Below are 17231 nucleotides of genomic sequence, written 5' to 3'. Positions count from 1 at the left end.
CCGACACGGTCACGCCCGGATATATGCCAATTCCGCCACGCGCGCATATTGCGAGCCGGGTCACAGCTGTGGCACAGTGAGCTCGGCAATATTGAGACTAAACAGTTTCACAATGGGGATCAGGGTGAGGAAGTGGGTCGATGAAGACCAGGCGACTGACCGGGCGGTTACTGCGGCTCGGGACGGTATCCATCAGTGCACTGGTGGTGATGGGACTTTCCGTGAGACCGGCGCCGGCCGATCCCGCCGCGCCCGTCCCGCCCTCGATTCAGCCGGCGCAAATCCTGCCGCTGCCACCGGAACTCGATCCGGGCTTCTATCAGCCGCCCGCCGACGCGGTCGCGGCCGCCGCGCCCGGTGAGATCATCGCCGCCCGGCAGGTCAACCTCGCCAACTTCGGCCTGATCCCGCTCAATGTGGATGCCTGGCAGGTCTCCTACCGCTCCAACAACGGTCGCGACGAGGCGATCCCGGCGGTAGCCACCCTCATCAAGCCGCGCGGGGTCGCGCCGGCGCCGCGCAAACTGCTCTCGGTGCAGATCGCCGAGGACTCGACCCAGGGATACTGCAGTCCCTCCTATGCGCTGCAACATCTTTCGGCCGCGCCGTTCGTCGGGCAGATCGTCGCGCCCGCCGAGTTCCTGTTCGCGCAGGCCGCGCTGCAGAAGGGCTTCGCGGTGGTGATCCCCGATCACGAGGGACCGAATTCCGCCTATGCGGCGGGCCCGCTGGGCGGCCGCATCACCCTCGACGGCATTCGCGCCGCCACCTCCTTCGCGCCACTCGAGGTCGGTGCGGGCACGCCGGTGGCCCTCTACGGCTACTCGGGCGGATCCATGCCCACCATGCACGCCGCCGAACTGCGCAAAACCTATGCGCCGGAACTGAATATCGTCGGCGCGGCCTCCGGCGGCACCGGCGCGGATCTGGGCGCGACCCTGCTCATGGCCGACAACCAGGCGACGGCGGGCCTGGTGCTCGGAGCGGTACTGGGCCTGTCGCGCGAGTATCCGGACTTCAACGCCCTGCTCGATCAGAAGCTCAATCCGCTCGGGCAGTTGCTGAGGACGGTGAAGGCCCCGTTCTGCGTGCAGTACCAGACGGCGTTGCTGCCGTTCCTGAACATCACCGGCATGATCAATTCGCCCGACCCGCTCCAGGAACCGGCGGTGCGGGCCATGCTCGAGGACACCCGCCTGGGCAAGAGCCTGCCGGATATGCCGCTGTTCATCTGGCACTCGCACTGGGACGAGATCCTGCCGCTGCCCTCGACCAACCAGCTGGTCGACACCTACTGCCAGCAGCCGGACGCGCAGGTGACCTACACCCGGGACTGGGCCAGCGAGCACATCCTGGCCGAGGTCACCGGCGGCCCCGCCGCGCTGATGTGGCTCTTCGATCGACTGAACGGCGTTGCGGCGCAACCGGGTTGCTCCACCACCGATATGCCGTCCATGCTCGGCACCCCGGGCGAGCTGCAGACCCTCGGCGACACCCTGGGCGAGACCTTCGCCGCCTTCTTCGGCAAGCCCATCGGGGCCTGACCGACCCGGCCCGTCGGGGCTCGGTCGACGTCGGCGATGCGGGCCCAGTCCAGGTGTAGCAACGTGTCAGCTACCTTGGACTGGGCAGAAGAAATCGACTCCGTGGAGGGTGAGCATGCTGCATACAGATATCCCCACGCGCGGCGAGATTCTGGCGCTGGCGTCGACCACCGGACCGTGGTGCGTATCCGTCTACACCCCGACCGAGGCGGACACCCCGACCCCGGACAAGAATCGGGTGGCCTTCGAGAACCAGGTGAAAGAGGTGCTCGACCGGGTCACCGACAAGCAGGCCGGGATCGCGCTGACCGACGCCTTCGCCGACCTCGTCGATGACGAGGACTACTGGCGCTTCCAGTCCCGCACCCTGGCCGTGCACGCCACGCCCACGGGCATGCGCACCTACCGCCTGCCCAACCGGCTCGAACCCAGCGCCACCCTCGGCGACCGCTTCCACATCAAACCGCTGCTGCGGGCGGTGACCTTCCCGCAAACCGCCTTCGTGCTGGCCCTGTCCGAGAACGCGGTCCGGCTGGTGGAGGTCGCGGCCGAGGGCCCGGCCGCGGAGGTGGCGGTCGCCGGACTCCCGACCGATCTGAACAAGTACCTGGATCTGCCGCCGCTGGGCCGCGGCCCGCACGGCCGCCTGCAGGGCAGCGAGGGCCGCAAGGTGCGGGTGCGGCAGTTCTGCCGCGCCGTGGACCAGGCGCTGCGGCCGGTGCTGGCCGGTCACGACATCCCGCTCATCCTGGCTGCCGCCGAACCGACGGATTCGCTGTACCGCTCGGTCGACAGCTACCCGCTGCTGCTGGCCGAGGGCATTCCCGGCAATCCCGAGCACCTCTCCGACGGCGACCTCGCGGCTCGCGCCCGGCAGCTGCTCGATCAGCACTATGCCGCCGAATTGGCCAATGTCCGAAGCGAATTCGAGAAGCGCCGCAGCGACGGCCGCGGCGTCATCGATCTCTCCGACATCGCCCGCGCCGCCACCTACGGCATCGTGCACACCCTCTTCGTCGATATCGACGCGTCGGTTCCCGGCGCCGTGACACCGGACGGCGCACTCGCCGCCGCGACCGGCGAGGCCCCGGGCGTCCTCGACGAAATCTCCAGGCGCGTGCTCCTTTCCAATGGCCGCGTGCTGGCCGTCCGCGGCGACGACATTCCCGACGGCGCACACGCGGCGGCCATCCTCCGCTACGCGCCCTAGTCCCACCCGGTAACGCCGGGATCACACCCGTCACCCGTACCCGACCGGTCCGCCGGAACTGGGTGCGGGTGACCACGTTTTCGCTGCTCCAGCCCCTGCGCCGGGCCCCGGCCCAGGTCCTGGTGCGGTAACGACTCATTCGATCAAGTAACGTTCGAATCTCCTGTGACGACGTCTCCGGTGGTAGACGGCCCGGACGCGCGCAGGGCCTGACAGTTCACTTGTCGGGGTGAGATGGGGATTCGGGCATGGATATTCGTGGCTTCATGAAACGACATAAGATCGCGTCGGCGGTGGCGGCGCCGGCGACGCTGGGCGTGGCCGTAGCGGTCGCGGCCACGTTCGCGATCACGTCGTCACCGGACTCGAAGCAGGCCGATCCGGCGCTGAAGGCCTCGGTCACGGAATGTCACGACATGGTGACCATCTCGGTGGCCGGGCGCAACGACTCGCCGCAGCAGGGCACCACGAAGATGCTGGTCGACGCCAATGGCAACGAGCTGCCCGCGGCCCTGTCGGACGACTACCAGAGCCACTGGGTGGATCCGGTGGTGAACGCGCCGGGCGGATCGGTCGACTCCAACTCGTACTGGGCCGTGTACGTCTCCTATCCGGCGAACCTGAACAGCTACGAGGACGCCGTGAACACCGGCGTCGCCAATACCGAGCAGGTGATGCGCGACATCTCCGCGGCCTGCCCCAACACCAAGTACGCCATCGTGGGCTACAGCGAGGGCGCCGATGTCGCGCGCCGGGTCGCCATGGATGTCGGGCACCAGAGCGCCGGGGCGGACGGCAAGTACGGGATCGTCGATCCGGGCAATGTGGCCGGTGTCGTCATTCTCGCCGACTCGGGCCGGACAGCGGGTGAGGGTCCGTTCCCGGGCGCGAAGGACCCCAGTCATCCCGACAACTTCAACCAGAGCTATCAAACCGGCAAGGACGTCGCCGGCGGCCAGGGCGCACTGCCGGACCACTCCGGTGACTTCGGCGCGCTGAACGGCCGGATCGCCTCCTTCTGCTCCGACGGCGACCTCACCTGCGCCGCGCCGAAGAACATCTCGCTGCTCCAGCTGGCCATCAATGTCGGCCGCCAGATCAATGCCGACCAGATGCAGAGCGACGGCCTCACCCCCACCACGGGCATGGATGTGGCGGTGGTGCTGGGAAAGATCGCCGGTGACGCCTTCGCCGACATCGCGCACAATCCGAGCTGGTGGACGAGCAAGGAGACCTTCCTCGACGTCCTGCTCAAGGTCTCGCAGCCGGGCTACAAGCCGAATCAGGACAACCCGACCCCGGTGGCCGCGGACTCGATTCAGGCCGAGACCATGTCGCCGCTGGCGTACCTGCCGCAGAAGGTCTTCAACGAGGTCATCGGTCTGATCACCACCAACCAGAACACCATCCCGGTGCTCCTGAACGATCCGTACAACCTGACCCTCGGCCCCAACGGCACCGGTCACCACTTCGACTACTGGCGGGATTCCAACCCGGACAACGGCAAGCCCCTGACCTCAGCGGAGTACGCCGCGGCGTGGCTCACCGAGCTCGCCAAGGAGGCCCAGGCCGGCCAGCTGAACCCGAAGACGCTGACCCCGACCGCCACCACCGCCCCCAACGTGCTGGCCGCGGCCCCGAAGAGCGCCACGTCCGGAACCACCACTCCCGCAACCGGTTCCACGACACCGGCCGCCGGAACCACCACCCCGGCCACGACGACGCCCGCCACCACGACGACGCCGCCGACCACCACGGTCACCCCGGACGCGGCCACCCCGGCGACGACCACGCCACCGGTCACGACCACCCCGCCGGTGACCACCACGACGGTTCCGGTCACCACCACCACTCCCCCGGTGACCACCACGACACCGCCGACCACCACTCCCACGCACTGACCCACCGGCGAAAACGAGCATGCGCTGGGCCGCACCCGGAAGGGTGACGCCCCAGCGCATGCTCGTTTCCGGAGGAGCGCGCCCCCGCATCCTTCGTATGCCGGGGCGCGTAATGATTTCGCAACGGTCGGGGTAACTCGCCGGGGACGTCCACAATCGGTTCGGCACCCGACCGCCGGCACGGATGCACGGCCGGCAACGGCTCCCAGCTGGCCGCTGGAGGTTCGGGGAGGCGGGTCAGATGGTGAACCAGACCAGGCTGCCCAGGCCCGCGACCAGGCAGTAGATGGCGAACGGGGTCAGGGTCTTGGTCTCGAAGTAGGCCGTGAGGAACTTGACCGAGAGATAGGAGAGGACGCCCGCGACCACACTGCCCGCGAAGGCCGGGCCGAGGATGGCGTGGTTCTCGTGCTTGAAGAGCTCCGGCATCTTCAGCACGCCCGCCGCCAGGATCACCGGCGTGGCCAGGAGGAAGGCGAAGCGGGCGGCATCCTCGTGACGCATGTCCTTGAACAGGCCCGCGACGATGGTGCTGCCGGAGCGGCTGATACCGGGGAAGAGGGCGGCGATCTGCGCGGCGCCGATCAGGGTGGCGTCGCGCATGCCCAGGCGGGACAGCCGGACATCGGAGGCGCGGGCCGGGTCGGTCATGGGGAGCACGACGGTGTCCTCCATGGAGAGGTCGCCGGTGCGGCCGGTGGGGCTGGCGAGCTGGAACTCGGGTTCGTGTTCACGCTTGCGCATGAGCTCGGCCGACAGCAGCACGAAGCCGTTGATCGCCAGGAAGATCGATGTCGGAACGGGCGTGCCGAGATAGTTGCGGACCGCCTTCTCCAGCAGCAGGCCGGCCAGGCCGACCGGAATCGTGGCGATCACCAGCAATACGCCCAATCTCGCTTCAGGCGTTCGTATCTGGCGGGTCAGCACCACATCCCACAGCCCCTGAACAATGCGTACCCAGTCCCGCCAGAAGAAGATCACCAGGGCGAGCGCGGTGGCGACGTGCATGGCCACCAGCAGCGCCAGATACGGGGAGTCCTTGGCGGACATGCTCAGATCGTCGGCCCATTTACCGCCGACCCAGGCGGGCAGCAGGATGCTGTGGCCCAGGCTGGATACCGGGAAGAGCTCACTCACCCCCTGGAGCGCGCCGACGATGATCGATTCCAGGTAACTGATGGCCATTCGAATTCCTGTCGGGGGCGGTGCGGGGATCCGAACACCCCGGGCCGATACACGGGGCATTGTGTGATCGCGCCGGGGCAGCTCGCTTGGCGAGGCTACTCGATGCCGTGTCGGCGTGCGCACACGTGGTGGATCGGCGGAGGATGCGGCAGGATGAGAACGATCGGTATACCGGCGATGGGCGGGAGACGGAAATGCGAGCGGAACTCACCGAGTGGATGTCACGGGGGAGCTACTTCGACTTCGACGGGCATCGGATCTTCTACATCCGGGAGGGGAAGGGACCGACGCTGCTATTGATCCACGGCTATCCCTTCAACTCCTACGACTGGCATCGCATCTGGCCGGACCTGACCGCCCACTACGACGTCATCGCGCCGGACATGCTCGGGATGGGCTTCTCCGACAAGCCCATTCGCCACCACTACAGCGTGCTCGAGCACGCCGATATGCACGAGGCCCTGCTGCGGCGGCTCGGCATCGGCGAAACCCTGCTGCTGGCACACGATCTCGGCGTGAGCGTGGCGCAGGAGCTGCTGGCCCGCCGCCTCGACGGCACCGCGGCGGCCGACATCCGGGCCGTGGTGTTCCTCAACGGCGGGCTGTTCGTGGAGGCGTATCGCCCGCGCCTGGTGCAGAAACTGCTGGGCACACCCCTCGGTCATCTGGTGGGCCCGCTCATGACCGGCGGGGTCATCGCGCCCGCGGTGCGCGAGGTGTTCGGCCCGGACACCAAGCCCACCGACGACGAGATGCGGACACTGCAGGAGGTGCTGTTCTACGGCAACGGCCGCTTCGTCAATCATCTGGTCGGTCGCTTCGTGGCCGAGCGCACCACCTACCGCGACCGCTGGGTCGAACCGCTGCTGCGCAAGGAGATTCCGATGCGGCTGATCAACGGCCCGCTCGACCCGAACTCCGGTGCGCACATGGTGGCCCGCTACCGCGAACTGGTCGCCGACCCGGATGTGGTGAGCCTGGACCGGATCGGGCACTGGCCGCAGCTCGAAGACCCCGCCGGGGTGTTCAATGCGGCGCACGCATTCCTGCGCGCCGCGAATTCGGCCTAGACGCAATCCATTTGCGCGACGCGGAGCCCGGCTGCGTGGAATACTTCCGCGATATGCAGTACAGGGGATTCGACAATCCCGACGCCGGCGAGGATCCCGAGTTAGCTCAGGCCCGCATCTTCCTGGACGAATTGGAAAGGCATGTAGTCAAACTGACCCGGCGATTGCAGACCGCACCCACCCTCGAAGCCCGGCAGTCGATCAGTGCCGAACTCTCCATGGTGCGCCGGTATGTGGATCGCATTCACCACAGATTCCCGGGAATTGCCGTCGCGAATCCATTTCGCGGCTCACCCCCCGGAGCGCCCGCGCTCTAGGCCGGCTACCGGGCCGGATTCGATTGCGGCTCAACCGGCAGGCCTCGATTGCCGCTCACCGGGCCAGGTGTGCGCGCCAGCGTTCGGCGGAGCGGACCATATCCAGGCCCACCCGCTCGAGATACTCGCTCATGCCCAGCAGCCGCACCCCGGCGGGCGTGGCCGAACCCAGTGCGTCGGCGCCGTCGCGCGCCGTGGCGGCCAGCCGCTCATTGGTGCGCGCACCCGCGAGAGTGGCTCGGTACCAGGCGGATTCGTCGATCACATAGCGGTCGCGACGACTGCCCGGATCCCGGTCCCGCCGGATCAGCGCCTGCTCCTGCAGGTAGCCCACGGCCGCGGACACCGTCGCGGGACTCACCCGCAGCCGGGCCACCAGCTCGGCGGCGGTGAGGCTGCCCGAGTCCGCGGCGTACAGGCGGGCCAGCACCGCCGACGCCATGCGCGGCATGCCGGACTGCGCGAACAGCGCCGCGAACTGGGCGCTGAAATCGGCCAGCAACACCGGGTTGCGGCCGTATTCATCGACGGCAGCGGGCTTTTCGACGGGTCTGGGCCGGGATGCGCGACGGCGTGAGCGCACCACGGCGGCGGCCTGCGCCAGATCGGCGCGATAGCGGCCGGGCCCGCCATTGCGGGTCACCTCGCGGCTCACGGTGGATGTCGGCCGCTCGAGGCGGCGGGCGATCTCGGCATAGCCGAGCCCATGGGCCAGCCCCGCGGCGATGAGACGGCGATCCTCCTGGCTGAGTCTTCCTCCGGGCATCGGAGCGGCTCCTTCGTCAGATGCCGCCGAGGCGGCGCGGCTCACCCTATTGCAACACACCGCGTGCGGAATCGGCCTGGGGTATGGTCGCGGCCGGAGATGAATTCCCTTGTGACACAGTCATTATCCTGTGCATGACGGCTTCTCCTCATTGCCATCGTTGTGAACGCAATGTAGCGTTCGCCCTCATTCGAACGAGCCGCCAGGCGGACGGCGGACGAGGACAGCCGATTCAACGCCCGGTCAGATCGGCGATCACGCTGAAGTCCATGACATCCGCCCCCGCCAGGTACACCGGCTGGGTCGTGTGCGCCCCGCGCACCCGCACCTCGCCGCGCGGACCCCCGTAACTCACCCGCGCCGCGTCGCGCTCGATGACCCGCACATCCAGGCTGCGCGCCGCCTCCGCCAGCGAGGCGAACAGCAGCAGGCCCTCGTAGCAGGATTCGCCGATATTGTTCAGCGCCGGGGCCAGCTGCCCGAAACGGGCCGTGTAACGGCCGCCGAACGCCATGCCCTCGCGCGACACCAGACTCTCGAAATAGCCACAGGCCGTGAACAATCCACGCGCGCTGTCCGGGCCGCCCGCGTACAGCACATCCTCCCCGATCATCATGCTCAGCCGCAGCCGCCCGTCGTCCAGCCCGGCCGCCGCGAACGCCTGATTGAAGGCCGCGCAGTCCGCGCCGACCATGAACACCAGCACCCCCTGCGCGGGCGAGCGCCGGATCAGGTTCAGGGCGGCGGTGAAATCGCGGCCGCCCAGCGGGACGAACACCTCGCCGACCACGTCGACATCGGTGCTTCGCACGAATTCCCATGTGGCCCTGGATGTTTCACGCGGCCACACGTAGTCGTTGCCGACGACGCACCAGCGCCGCACTCCCAGTTCGGAGCGGAACCAGCGCAGCGCGGGGAACAATTGCTGGTCGGGCGTTTCCCCCACCATGTAAACGCCGTCGGAATCCTCGCCGCCCTCGTAGAAGGTGGTGTAGATGTAGGGCACCCGGCCCGCGGTGTGCGGCGTGATCACCTTGCGGGCATTGGACAGGTGCCAGCCGACCACCCCGTCGATCATGCCCAGGCTCACCATCCGGTCGATCTGCGCGGCCAGCACCGGCAGCGGCGCACCGGCGTCCACCGGGTGCAGCCGGACCGGCCGGCCCAGAATGCCGCCGACGGCATTGATGTCCGCCACGGCGAGCGTCGCACAGGCCTCACAGGACGGCCCGAAAATGCCCGCGGGACCGCTCAGCGGCACCACCAGCGCGAGGTCCACCGTGGCCCGGCGCGACCGGAAATCCCGTCGGGTCATCGAATATCACCACCGTCATCGCTGCCCGCGTCCGCCCGGTACGGGGCGGTACATGCCGAAGGGGCACGATAGTACCGTTTCGCCGCGAACCGGGAAATCGCTACAGCCCGGCCCCGCCCTATAGTGACCCCGGTGAACAGTCCTGACGCGCGCGAGCTGATCCTGCTCGCCGGTGAGCGCACCATCGCCGAACGCGGACCGGACGCCGCCCTGCGCGATATCGCGGTGGCGGCGGGACAGCGCAACAACTCCGCGGTGCATTACCACTTCGGTTCCCGGGACGGGCTCATCGCGGCCATCATCGAACGGCATCAACCGGCGCTGGAAGCCCGGCGCACCGAACTGCTGGCCGAGCACGAGGCCGCGGGCGCGCCGGACAGCGTGGCCGCGCTGGTCGCCATTCTGGTGCGGCCCATGTTCGACGTGCCCTACGCCGAGGGGTCGACGCACTACGCGCGATTCCTCGAGCAGGCGCGCGCGCATCCCGCCGTGACCGGACCGAACCTGCACGAGAAGCGCTGGGCCGCAACACGAGTCCTGGTGGCGCGGCTCTACCGCGCGATGCCCGACAGCACCCCGGCGCAGCGCCGATACCGGCTGCAGGCCATGACCACCGTCATGTTCGCCCTGCTCGCCGACTACGAACGCCAGGACCTGCCCACCGCGGCCGAGCGCGCCGACGCCCGGGACAGCATCATCGCCATGATCGTCGGGCTGCTGACCGAACCGGTCGGTCAGGACACCGCGGTCCGGGCATCCGGGTCGAAGCCGCCGGGGATCTCGTAGACCATCCCGCTGAAGGTGATGCCGAACAGCCGCCCGGCCGAGAAGCCCTGGCCACCACGGCCGTACTGCACCTCACTGGTCAGCTGCGGTCCGGAGCCGAGCACGCAGTACCGCCCCGGTGCGTCGATACGGACCACCTGGCCGGACGAATTGAACGGCAGCACCGGGCGTTCCAGCGAATCCAGCGTCAGCCCGTCGGGCGCGGCGAGCAAGTCACCGCCGGACAGGTCCAGTAGCGACTGCGGGGCCCACGGGGCATTGGTGGGGATCCGGCTCACGCCCGGGTTCACGAAGGTGCGCGACACGTAGAGGTACGAGTCGTCCTGGTCGAGCACCGCGCCGTTGGCGCTGGGGAAGCTCGCCCAGTTCGGCTGCACCCCGTTCGAGTCCACCCGGCCCACCAGGGAACCGAAATCATTGGTGGCATAGACGGTTCCGTCGTGCGCCACGTCCATGCCGTCCGCCGCCGAGAGGCCCGTGGCGAAGGGAGCCACGGCCCCGGTGTCCGGGTCGACGGTGACGATTCCGGCCTGCCGCAACGCGTCACCCACGAACACCCGGGGATCCGCGCCGTAGCCGACCAGCAGCCGGCCGTCCGGCAGCCAGGCCAGCGCGCCCGCGCCGCCACTGGGCACCTTGGCGATCGGCACCGCGGGCGCACCCGGCGCGTCGATGCGGAAGACGTGCCCGCTGACCAGATCGGTGACGAACGCCCGCCCGGCGCGGTCCATGGTCAGCCCCTCGAGCGCGGCGCCCGGCAGCGAGGCCACCACCGCGGTCGGCTGTCCCGCGCCGGGACAGACCGGCGCGGCCGAAGCCGGCGCCGCGGCGAAAGACGACAGCGCCGCGCAGGCGAGCATCGCGCAGGCGAGCGCGGCGGATTCCCTGATCCCCATCTCGCACCTCGTCCATGTCGGCCAGTAAATCCCTGCATCGTATGACGCATCAGGGGCCCGAAGGATTCAATTGTGGCCGTGCCCGGGATTTCGATTCGCCCCAGTCGCCATTTCCGTCGCCTCGCCGCCGGTCTCACGCTGGCAACCTCCTGGACTTTCGTCCATATGTCCGTGAGACTCACTCAGATTCCGTTGCAGCACAACAACTTCCAGCGACAGTCCCCAATATTCAGCATTGGACACCGGCCGGAGGTGTCGGCGGCACGATCGATCTCACCAATCCCGGTGCCCGCCAGTTGATCAGCAGCATTCTGCACGAATTCGTACCTCTGTTTTCCGGGCGCTACTGGCACCTGGGCTGTGACGAGTACATTTCCGACTACACGCGCTATCCCCAGCTGGGTGACTACGCCACACGGACTTTCGGCCCGGGAGCCGCACCCGGCGATATCATCATCGACTTCGCCAACTCGGCCGCGGATCTCGTCGAATCGCTTGGCAAGACGCCGCGGGTCTGGAACGACGGCTTCGACCATCCGGGTGTCCTGACACCGAAACCCGGACTGGTGGTGCAGTACTGGTTCGGCCGGCGCCGGTGGGCTGCCGTGGCTGCCCGGCGGTCGCACACCCGCCGACTTCACCCGGGACGGGCATCCCGTCCTCAATGCGGCCTTCACGCCCACGTACTTCACGACCGGCGGGCCGGCCGCGGCGCTCAACGCTCCGCCGGAACTGCTGTGGGCCTGGGACCCGGGGCTTTTCGTCAACGGGCAGCGGCTGCCCGATTCCGATCGCCCGCTGTTGCGTGGCTCCATGCTCTTCCTCTGGTGCGATGATCCTGCCGCCCTGACTCCGGAGCAGATCGTCGCTCCGCTGCGGGCCCGGCTGCCGGTCATGGCCCAGCAGTTGTGGGCGGGCACCGGCGGGATCGGGTATACGGACTTCCTCGGCCGCGCGTCCGCGGTCGGGTGGCCCTGATCAGAAGCGTCTGGCGCCGGCCATCGGCATGGTGGTCAGCGGTGAGACCTTCACGCCGGAACCGTAATCGCTGGCGTGGATGACCTTTCCGTCACCGAGATACAGCGCGGAATGGCCGCCGCCGTAATAGGAGACCAGATCACCCGGTTGCAGATCGTCCACCGACACCGGGGTTCCGGCGGCCAGCTGCGAATAGCTGGTACGCGGCACTTCGACTCCGGCCTCGCGATACGACCACTGCACCAAACCCGAGCAGTCGAAGGTGTCCGGGCCATCACCCCCCATGGCGTAGGTCGCGCCGAGCTTGGTGCGGGCGGCCTCCACGGCGCGTTCGCCGACGGTCTTCTTCGGCATGGCCGCGGGTACCGGCGCGCGGGGCGCCGCGGGATCGGTCACGCCGGGGATTCCGACCAGCGGCGGCAGGCTGCTGGGCACCGCGAAGGTGCCGAGACCGGCCACCACCACCGAGCGGGATTCCGGAGCGGGGATCACGGGGTACAGCGGCACGGGCGAAAGCGCCTGGACCGGAATCTGATCCGGTACAGGGTCGGCCGGGGCGATTGTGATATGTCCCGGAATCCCGACCATGCACGAGGCATCTGCCCAGCCGACGGCGGAGGTCTCGCCGACCGCGGGCTGCGGCGCGATATCCGCACTCGGCGGCGCGATATCCACAGTCGGCAGCGTGATATCCACGCTCGGCACGGAAGCGAGGCCGAACTGGGTCGCGATCTCGGTGGGAATCTCGATCTCCCCGATACCGGGGACCGAGACCGGCGCTGCGTGCGCCTGGCCCGCTGTGAACAGCAGGGCCGCTCCGACGGCTGCCGCGCCGAGGACTCCTGTCGCCAGGGTCCGCAGGCTCAGCCGCGGTAGCACTCGAACCTTCTGTCTATCACCGTTGGTTTCCATGAGCGGTCGTCCTCCGATCAAGCCGTGAAAGCTATTCGGTTTCCGTCCATCACACTCGAACTCTTCGGTCCTGCAGCAGATCCGAGAGTGCATATTTCGCCCGAATTGCACGGGGTGCAACAAGTGACATGCGTGTTATCGATAACGAAACAGTAACCATTGACGGCTGTGTCCAATTGGACACAGCCAATTTTCATCGAATTCGACGACATCACGCGAGCCTTCACGGGCCCGCACGCGCGACCGTGTGAGACTGATCGATGGAAAAACAGCCCTCCCCATCATCAGGAGGATGATCGATGACCAAATCCGGTGCGCTACCGAATCTTCCCGAGCCCCTGGTTGTCACGCTGGGGAATCTCAAAGGCGGCGTGGGCAAAACGACCTCCGCCTTCTTCCTCGCCTCGTATTTCGCCACGGTGCACGAACTTCGGGTGCTCGTGATCGACGCCGACCCGCTCAGTCAGACCGGTTACTCCTGGTATCGGCGGCTGCAGCGGGCCGAGGTCGGCATTCCCTTCGAATTGCTCGCCTTCCCGTCCCGGCACGTGAACGACTGCATCACCGACAATTCCGCGAACTACGACGTGATCATCGTCGACGCCGGCGGTGAATCGGCCGACATCTTCAAGGCCGCCGTCCCGGTGAGCGATGAGCTCGTTCTCGTCACCAGCGTCAGCCCGTCGGAGGTCAAACGCGTGCCCAGTACCTATCGCGCCGCGGAAGAGGCGGCCGCCGAACACGAAAAGGCCATCCGGGTGCGGGTGCTGATGACCAAGGTGCCGGTCACCATGAAGAACGGCGTCAATGTCTCCACCGAATACCGCACGCAGCGCGCCAATCTGGAGGACGCCGAATACGACGTATTCGAATCCTATGTGAGTGCGTGGAAGTGGTACCGCGAAGCCGCCGACGGTGAAGTCGGCGACGGTGCCGAGAATCCGATCGAGGATCTCGGCGAATACCGTGCCGTCGGTGACGAATTGATACGGCCCTATCTGGAGGCCGCGCAGTCCGCCCGCATGCCGGCGGAGGTGTCGGCCTGATGCCGCCCCAGCGCCGCAAGAGTTCCATCGGCGGGGGCCTGGGCCGCAACCCGCTCTCCGACGAGGCCGAGCACACGCCCCCGGTCTCGCCGCTGCGCGACGCCAAATGGCCGCGGACCCCGAAGCTTTCCCAGGCCGCGACCACGGTGCTCATGGCGCCTGCCAAACCCGCACAGCCGGAGACGGACTCGGCGACATCCGCACCGGAACCAGCGCAGTCGACACCGGCCCCGGAGCCGGCCGCACCCGCCCCGGCACCGCCCGAGCCCGTGGCGACCGCACCCGAACCGGTTGCCGCCCCGGCCGCTTCGGCACCGTCCGGACCCGCGCCGGTCCGAGCGGCCGCCCCGCCGGAGGTCGAGCCCGCGCCGAGCGTGCTCGATCTGCCGCTGCCCAGTGCGGGTGGCGAGGGACCGCTCAGCCGGACCGAAGCCGATCAGCTCGAGCTCTGCGAGTCCTCCATCGACGCGCTGCGGGTGGCCTTCTGGACCGCCGGGCGCGCCCTGCAGATCGTGCGCGACGGGCGGCTCTACCGCGCCGATCACGCCACCTTCGACGAGTACGTCGAGAAGCGGTGGGACATGCAGCGGTCCTACGCGCACAAGCTGATCCGGGCCTGGCCGCTGGCCTCCCGCCTGCACCCGCTCGCGCCCGCCATCAACGAGGGACAGATCCGCGAGCTGCTGCCGGTGGCCGCGGCCCACGGCGAGGACGCGGCGGTCACCGTCTACACCACGCTGGCCGCCGACGTGAAGGTCACCGCGGGCAAACTGCGCGAAGCGGTCGCGGTGCTGCCCGACGACTACGACGAGGCCGCGGTGGTGCAGCGGCTGCGGGCGTGGCTGCGCGGCGACCTCATCGAGGAGCAGACGCAGACACCCGATCTGTTCAGCTCGGTGGAGTCGCGCCTCACCGCACTCACCCAGAAGGTGGTCAAGGGCTCCACCGACCATCCGGTCGCGGCCCGCGAATTCGCGGCCAAACTGCGGACGCTGGCCGAACTCATCGAGCGCCAGATTCCGCTTGCCGGGCGAATGCCCGACACCGAATAGGGTTACTCCGCATCGTCACAGCGCTACTCCGCATCATCGAAAGGGCCCGGCCGAGTGCCGGGCCTTTTCGATGTCCGCGCCCGCCACCGCGAATTCGATAGGAACAGAATCTTTCTGAAATAGTAAAAACCTATTAAGCGGACTTTGCCCGCACGGCAAGACTTTGCCCGCACAGCGAAAAGGCTCCCCGATCGCTCGGGGAGCCCTCGCACTGTGTCCGGTGGGTTACTCGCCTACCGCGCGGCGTTCGCGGGCGCCGGCGGCGCGCTGGCGGGTGGCGCGGGCGGCCGCGGCGTCGAAGAGCTCCAGGTGCTCGAACAGCGGGTCCTCGTCATCGGATTCGACCAGGACCGCCCGGCGCAGCTGGGTACGGGTCTGCTCGCGATCCGGGCGCGGGCGTTCCCGGCGGCGCGACTCCTCCTCGTCGTCCTCGGCGCGCTTGTGGGCCAGGCGGGCGGCGCGGCGGCGGCGGATGTCCTCCTCGATGCGGACCTGCCTGCGTAGGTAACCCAGGTACGCCACCAGGACCGTGCCGGACAGGGCGCACAGCCACCACAGCACCGCCGAGACGGCGAGACCGGCGGCGGCCAGGATCAAGGTGAACAGCACCAGGCCCAGCACGGCGCGCTGACGGAAGGTGTACCGGGCCGCCCGGGCGGCGGCGTCGGCCTCGGGATCGAAACCGCCGCGGCCACGGCGGGACGGCACGAAATCCGCGTCCTCGTCCTCGGATTCGGGCTCCGGTGCCGGTGCCGGATCGGGCTCGCGCAGCGCGGGGGTGCGGGCGCGCTGGGGCGCCTCCTGCCGTTCTGCGCGCTCGGCCTCGCGGTCGGCGTCGTCTGCCACCGCCCCATCGTTCTCGGATTCGCCCTCGGCCGTGGCGGTTTCGGGGAGCGTCTCGGACTCGGCCGGCTCGGACTCGGATTCGGCCGCGATCTCCGCCGCCTCGGCACCGTCGGCCGAATCCCCCTCGGGCCCGGGCACTTCGGCGGGCGGCGTCTGCGCTTCGGCGATGGGCGCAGCCTCGGTGTCGACTTCCTTCTCGTCCGATGCAGCCGCGTCGTCCGATCTGGTCATCCGATCCTCCGGATCCTCGCTCGGGTGCTGAAGCTTTCTGCGAACCGGCACGTAGTCCGGGTCGGTGTCATGTCCGGTCGCCGGACCTTTCCTGGTGCGCTGTGCGGCACCACCGCGATGCAGGATCCGCGTGGAGAGCGCGGCGTCGGTGTGCTGCCGGATACGGGGATGACGGTTGGCCAGCATCGGAAACAGGACGAAGACCCAGAGCACCACCAAACCGATCCACAAGATCGAATTCGGCATTGCCGTCACACCTCCGTCCCGCCCAGCTCATAGTCCCTTCGACGTGCACCGCAGCGCCTACCGGTGGGTACACAGACGCACCACCGGCGTCCGTAGGTTAATTCCACACCGGGGTAATTCCCCACAGGCGCGCCGACCACACAAGTAACACTAGTAACAGCCAACCCCTCGGTCGTTCTCCGGGTCGGGCCCCGGAAACCCGATTTGGCGGGGAAATTCTGGTGAGCCGCAGGCAGAGGCGGTAATCGGGCCGCCGAAATACACAGCGAGTTATCAGGCTCTGGTGGCGCGTCCGGCGCGAATCAGCCTGTCCACCACCGTTCCTGAGACCTCTTCGACCGTCATGCCGACCAGCAGGTGATCGCGCCAGGCCCCGTCGACATCCAGGTAGCGCTCCAGCAGGCCCTCCTCGCGGAAGCCGACATTGCGCAGAACCGCCTGGCTGGCAAGGTTTTCCGGCCGCACCGTGGCCTCCACCCGATGCAGGCCCACCTCACCGAAGCAGTGGTCCAGCCCCAGCGCCAGCGCCGCGGTGGCCACCCCCTGCCCGCTCAGCTCGCTCGACACCCAGTAGCCGATCCACGCCGAACGCAATGCGCCGCGCACGATATTGCCCACCGTGAGCTGCCCGCTGAACACGCCGTCGACCTCGATGACCAACGGGATCATGGCGCCGCGCCGGGCCTCGGCCTTCAGCGCCGACCATAGCGCGGGCCAGTTGCTCGAGTGGTTGCGCGCCTCCCACGGGCCGCGGCCGGTCGGCTCCCACTTCTCCAGATAATCCCGGTCGCGGATGCGAATCCGGCTCCAGACGGAGGCATCACGCAAACGGATAGGGCGCAGCGTGACGATGCCCGCCGCGACGCGCACCGGCCCCAGATGCGCCGGCCAGCCCGGATGCTGGGCGGTCCGGAAGACATTCATCTCCAC

17 protein-coding genes and 1 pseudogene are annotated in these 17231 nt (G+C 68.4%); 10 read left to right on the top strand and 8 right to left on the bottom strand.

What is annotated here, in order from left to right; translation table 11 throughout:
* The first annotated feature begins 140 nt into the window (after positions 1–140).
* The 3 genes from AB0L60_RS17625 to AB0L60_RS17615 all read left to right on the top strand — a co-directional run bounded on the left by AB0L60_RS17625 (position 141) and on the right by AB0L60_RS17615 (position 4655).
* Positions 141–1544 carry a lipase family protein gene (locus AB0L60_RS17625; protein WP_364614496.1) on the top strand — a complete coding sequence of 468 codons (1404 nt, stop codon included), beginning with the start codon at positions 141–143 and terminating at the stop codon, positions 1542–1544.
* 115 nt (positions 1545–1659) lie between these two features.
* Positions 1660–2754 (top strand): hypothetical protein, encoded by a 1095-nt coding sequence (locus AB0L60_RS17620; protein ID WP_364614493.1) that lies wholly within the window; start codon positions 1660–1662, stop codon positions 2752–2754.
* A gap of 248 nt (positions 2755–3002) precedes the next feature.
* The gene (locus AB0L60_RS17615) at positions 3003–4655 is read left to right on the top strand and encodes a cutinase family protein (protein ID WP_364614490.1); all 1653 of its coding nucleotides are present in this window, start codon (positions 3003–3005) and stop codon (positions 4653–4655) included.
* A 237-nt stretch (positions 4656–4892) separates the two neighbouring features.
* Here AB0L60_RS17615 and AB0L60_RS17610 read toward each other — a convergent pair whose 3' ends face one another.
* Positions 4893–5846: an undecaprenyl-diphosphate phosphatase gene (locus AB0L60_RS17610; RefSeq protein WP_364614590.1), complete on the bottom strand. Its 954-nt coding sequence runs from the start codon at positions 5844–5846 to the stop codon at positions 4893–4895.
* Between the two features lie 188 nt (positions 5847–6034).
* Here AB0L60_RS17610 and AB0L60_RS17605 point away from each other — a divergent pair, with 188 nt between their 5' ends.
* Positions 6035–6910 carry an alpha/beta hydrolase gene (locus AB0L60_RS17605; protein WP_364614487.1) on the top strand — a complete coding sequence of 292 codons (876 nt, stop codon included), beginning with the start codon at positions 6035–6037 and terminating at the stop codon, positions 6908–6910.
* 53 nt (positions 6911–6963) lie between these two features.
* Positions 6964–7227: a hypothetical protein gene (locus AB0L60_RS17600; protein ID WP_364614484.1), complete on the top strand. Its 264-nt coding sequence runs from the start codon at positions 6964–6966 to the stop codon at positions 7225–7227.
* 55 nt (positions 7228–7282) lie between these two features.
* On the opposite strand, the gene AB0L60_RS17595 is transcribed toward AB0L60_RS17600, so the two are convergent.
* The 3 genes and pseudogenes from AB0L60_RS17595 to AB0L60_RS17585 form a co-directional block, all read right to left on the bottom strand.
* A complete protein-coding gene (locus tag AB0L60_RS17595) occupies positions 7283–7831 on the bottom strand; it encodes a helix-turn-helix domain-containing protein (RefSeq protein ID WP_364614587.1) in 549 nt (182 codons plus the stop codon).
* Positions 7823–7993, bottom strand: a pseudogene (locus AB0L60_RS17590) (helix-turn-helix domain-containing protein); the annotation flags it as partial. The gene AB0L60_RS17595 and the pseudogene AB0L60_RS17590, both read right to left, overlap by 9 nt.
* Positions 7994–8225: 232 nt before the next feature.
* Positions 8226–9308 carry a substrate-binding domain-containing protein gene (locus tag AB0L60_RS17585; RefSeq protein ID WP_364614481.1) on the bottom strand — a complete coding sequence of 361 codons (1083 nt, stop codon included), beginning with the start codon at positions 9306–9308 and terminating at the stop codon, positions 8226–8228.
* Between the two features lie 132 nt (positions 9309–9440).
* Between AB0L60_RS17585 and AB0L60_RS17580 the strand changes: the two genes are divergently transcribed.
* Positions 9441–10094: a TetR family transcriptional regulator gene (locus AB0L60_RS17580; RefSeq protein WP_364614478.1), complete on the top strand. Its 654-nt coding sequence runs from the start codon at positions 9441–9443 to the stop codon at positions 10092–10094.
* Here AB0L60_RS17580 and AB0L60_RS17575 read toward each other — a convergent pair.
* Positions 10043–10990, bottom strand: coding sequence for a hypothetical protein (locus tag AB0L60_RS17575; RefSeq protein WP_364614475.1), 948 nt, complete (start codon positions 10988–10990; stop codon positions 10043–10045). The genes AB0L60_RS17580 and AB0L60_RS17575 overlap by 52 nt on opposite strands.
* A gap of 14 nt (positions 10991–11004) precedes the next feature.
* On the opposite strand from AB0L60_RS17575, the gene AB0L60_RS17570 reads away from it, so the two are divergent.
* Complete coding sequence (locus AB0L60_RS17570; protein ID WP_364614472.1) at positions 11005–11826, top strand: family 20 glycosylhydrolase; 822 nt, start codon at positions 11005–11007, stop codon at positions 11824–11826.
* The gene (locus tag AB0L60_RS17565; protein WP_364614469.1) at positions 11804–11968 is read left to right on the top strand and encodes a hypothetical protein; all 165 of its coding nucleotides are present in this window, start codon (positions 11804–11806) and stop codon (positions 11966–11968) included. The genes AB0L60_RS17570 and AB0L60_RS17565 overlap by 23 nt, the downstream gene beginning before the upstream one ends.
* Here the strand turns inward: AB0L60_RS17565 and AB0L60_RS17560 are convergent, their stop codons facing one another.
* Complete coding sequence (locus tag AB0L60_RS17560; protein WP_364614466.1) at positions 11969–12880, bottom strand: NlpC/P60 family protein; 912 nt, start codon at positions 12878–12880, stop codon at positions 11969–11971. It abuts the gene before it with no gap.
* A gap of 299 nt (positions 12881–13179) precedes the next feature.
* On the opposite strand from AB0L60_RS17560, the gene AB0L60_RS17555 reads away from it, so the two are divergent.
* Positions 13180–13926 carry a ParA family protein gene (locus tag AB0L60_RS17555; protein ID WP_364614463.1) on the top strand — a complete coding sequence of 249 codons (747 nt, stop codon included), beginning with the start codon at positions 13180–13182 and terminating at the stop codon, positions 13924–13926.
* The gene (locus AB0L60_RS17550) at positions 13926–14978 is read left to right on the top strand and encodes a hypothetical protein (protein ID WP_364614460.1); all 1053 of its coding nucleotides are present in this window, start codon (positions 13926–13928) and stop codon (positions 14976–14978) included. Before AB0L60_RS17555 ends, AB0L60_RS17550 begins: the two co-directional genes overlap by 1 nt.
* Before the next feature lie 225 nt (positions 14979–15203).
* On the opposite strand, the gene glpR is transcribed toward AB0L60_RS17550, so the two are convergent.
* Together glpR and AB0L60_RS17540 are read right to left on the bottom strand one after the other, a co-directional pair.
* Positions 15204–16301: a gephyrin-like molybdotransferase receptor GlpR gene (glpR, locus tag AB0L60_RS17545; protein ID WP_364614457.1), complete on the bottom strand. Its 1098-nt coding sequence runs from the start codon at positions 16299–16301 to the stop codon at positions 15204–15206.
* A 273-nt stretch (positions 16302–16574) separates the two neighbouring features.
* Positions 16575–17225 (bottom strand): GNAT family protein, encoded by a 651-nt coding sequence (locus tag AB0L60_RS17540; RefSeq protein WP_364614452.1) that lies wholly within the window; start codon positions 17223–17225, stop codon positions 16575–16577.
* Positions 17226–17231 lie beyond the last annotated feature (6 nt).

The sequence above is a fragment of the Nocardia sp. NPDC051981 genome (assembly GCF_040680715.1).
Taxonomy (GTDB): Bacteria; Actinomycetota; Actinomycetes; order Mycobacteriales; family Mycobacteriaceae; genus Nocardia.
Note: the sequence above shows the minus strand (reverse complement) of the source record. Positions and strands in the feature narration are given on the sequence as shown.

Excerpts from the sequence above, each read along its gene's own strand:
- AB0L60_RS17600 (WP_364614484.1), top strand. The coding sequence starts at position 6,964 with ATGCAGTACAGGGGATTCGACAATCCCGACGCCGGCGAGGATCCCGAG.
- AB0L60_RS17575 (WP_364614475.1), bottom strand. The coding sequence starts at position 10,990 with ATGGGGATCAGGGAATCCGCCGCGCTCGCCTGCGCGATGCTCGCCTGC.
- AB0L60_RS17570 (WP_364614472.1), top strand. The coding sequence starts at position 11,005 with ATGTCGGCCAGTAAATCCCTGCATCGTATGACGCATCAGGGGCCCGAA.
- AB0L60_RS17585 (WP_364614481.1), bottom strand. The coding sequence starts at position 9,308 with ATGACCCGACGGGATTTCCGGTCGCGCCGGGCCACGGTGGACCTCGCG.
- glpR (WP_364614457.1), bottom strand. The coding sequence starts at position 16,301 with ATGCCGAATTCGATCTTGTGGATCGGTTTGGTGGTGCTCTGGGTCTTC.
- AB0L60_RS17555 (WP_364614463.1), top strand. The coding sequence starts at position 13,180 with ATGACCAAATCCGGTGCGCTACCGAATCTTCCCGAGCCCCTGGTTGTC.
- AB0L60_RS17550 (WP_364614460.1), top strand. The coding sequence starts at position 13,926 with ATGCCGCCCCAGCGCCGCAAGAGTTCCATCGGCGGGGGCCTGGGCCGC.
- AB0L60_RS17540 (WP_364614452.1), bottom strand. The coding sequence starts at position 17,225 with ATGAATGTCTTCCGGACCGCCCAGCATCCGGGCTGGCCGGCGCATCTG.
- AB0L60_RS17620 (WP_364614493.1), top strand. The coding sequence starts at position 1,660 with ATGCTGCATACAGATATCCCCACGCGCGGCGAGATTCTGGCGCTGGCG.
- AB0L60_RS17615 (WP_364614490.1), top strand. The coding sequence starts at position 3,003 with ATGGATATTCGTGGCTTCATGAAACGACATAAGATCGCGTCGGCGGTG.
- AB0L60_RS17560 (WP_364614466.1), bottom strand. The coding sequence starts at position 12,880 with ATGGAAACCAACGGTGATAGACAGAAGGTTCGAGTGCTACCGCGGCTG.
- AB0L60_RS17625 (WP_364614496.1), top strand. The coding sequence starts at position 141 with ATGAAGACCAGGCGACTGACCGGGCGGTTACTGCGGCTCGGGACGGTA.
- AB0L60_RS17565 (WP_364614469.1), top strand. The coding sequence starts at position 11,804 with ATGCTCTTCCTCTGGTGCGATGATCCTGCCGCCCTGACTCCGGAGCAG.
- AB0L60_RS17605 (WP_364614487.1), top strand. The coding sequence starts at position 6,035 with ATGCGAGCGGAACTCACCGAGTGGATGTCACGGGGGAGCTACTTCGAC.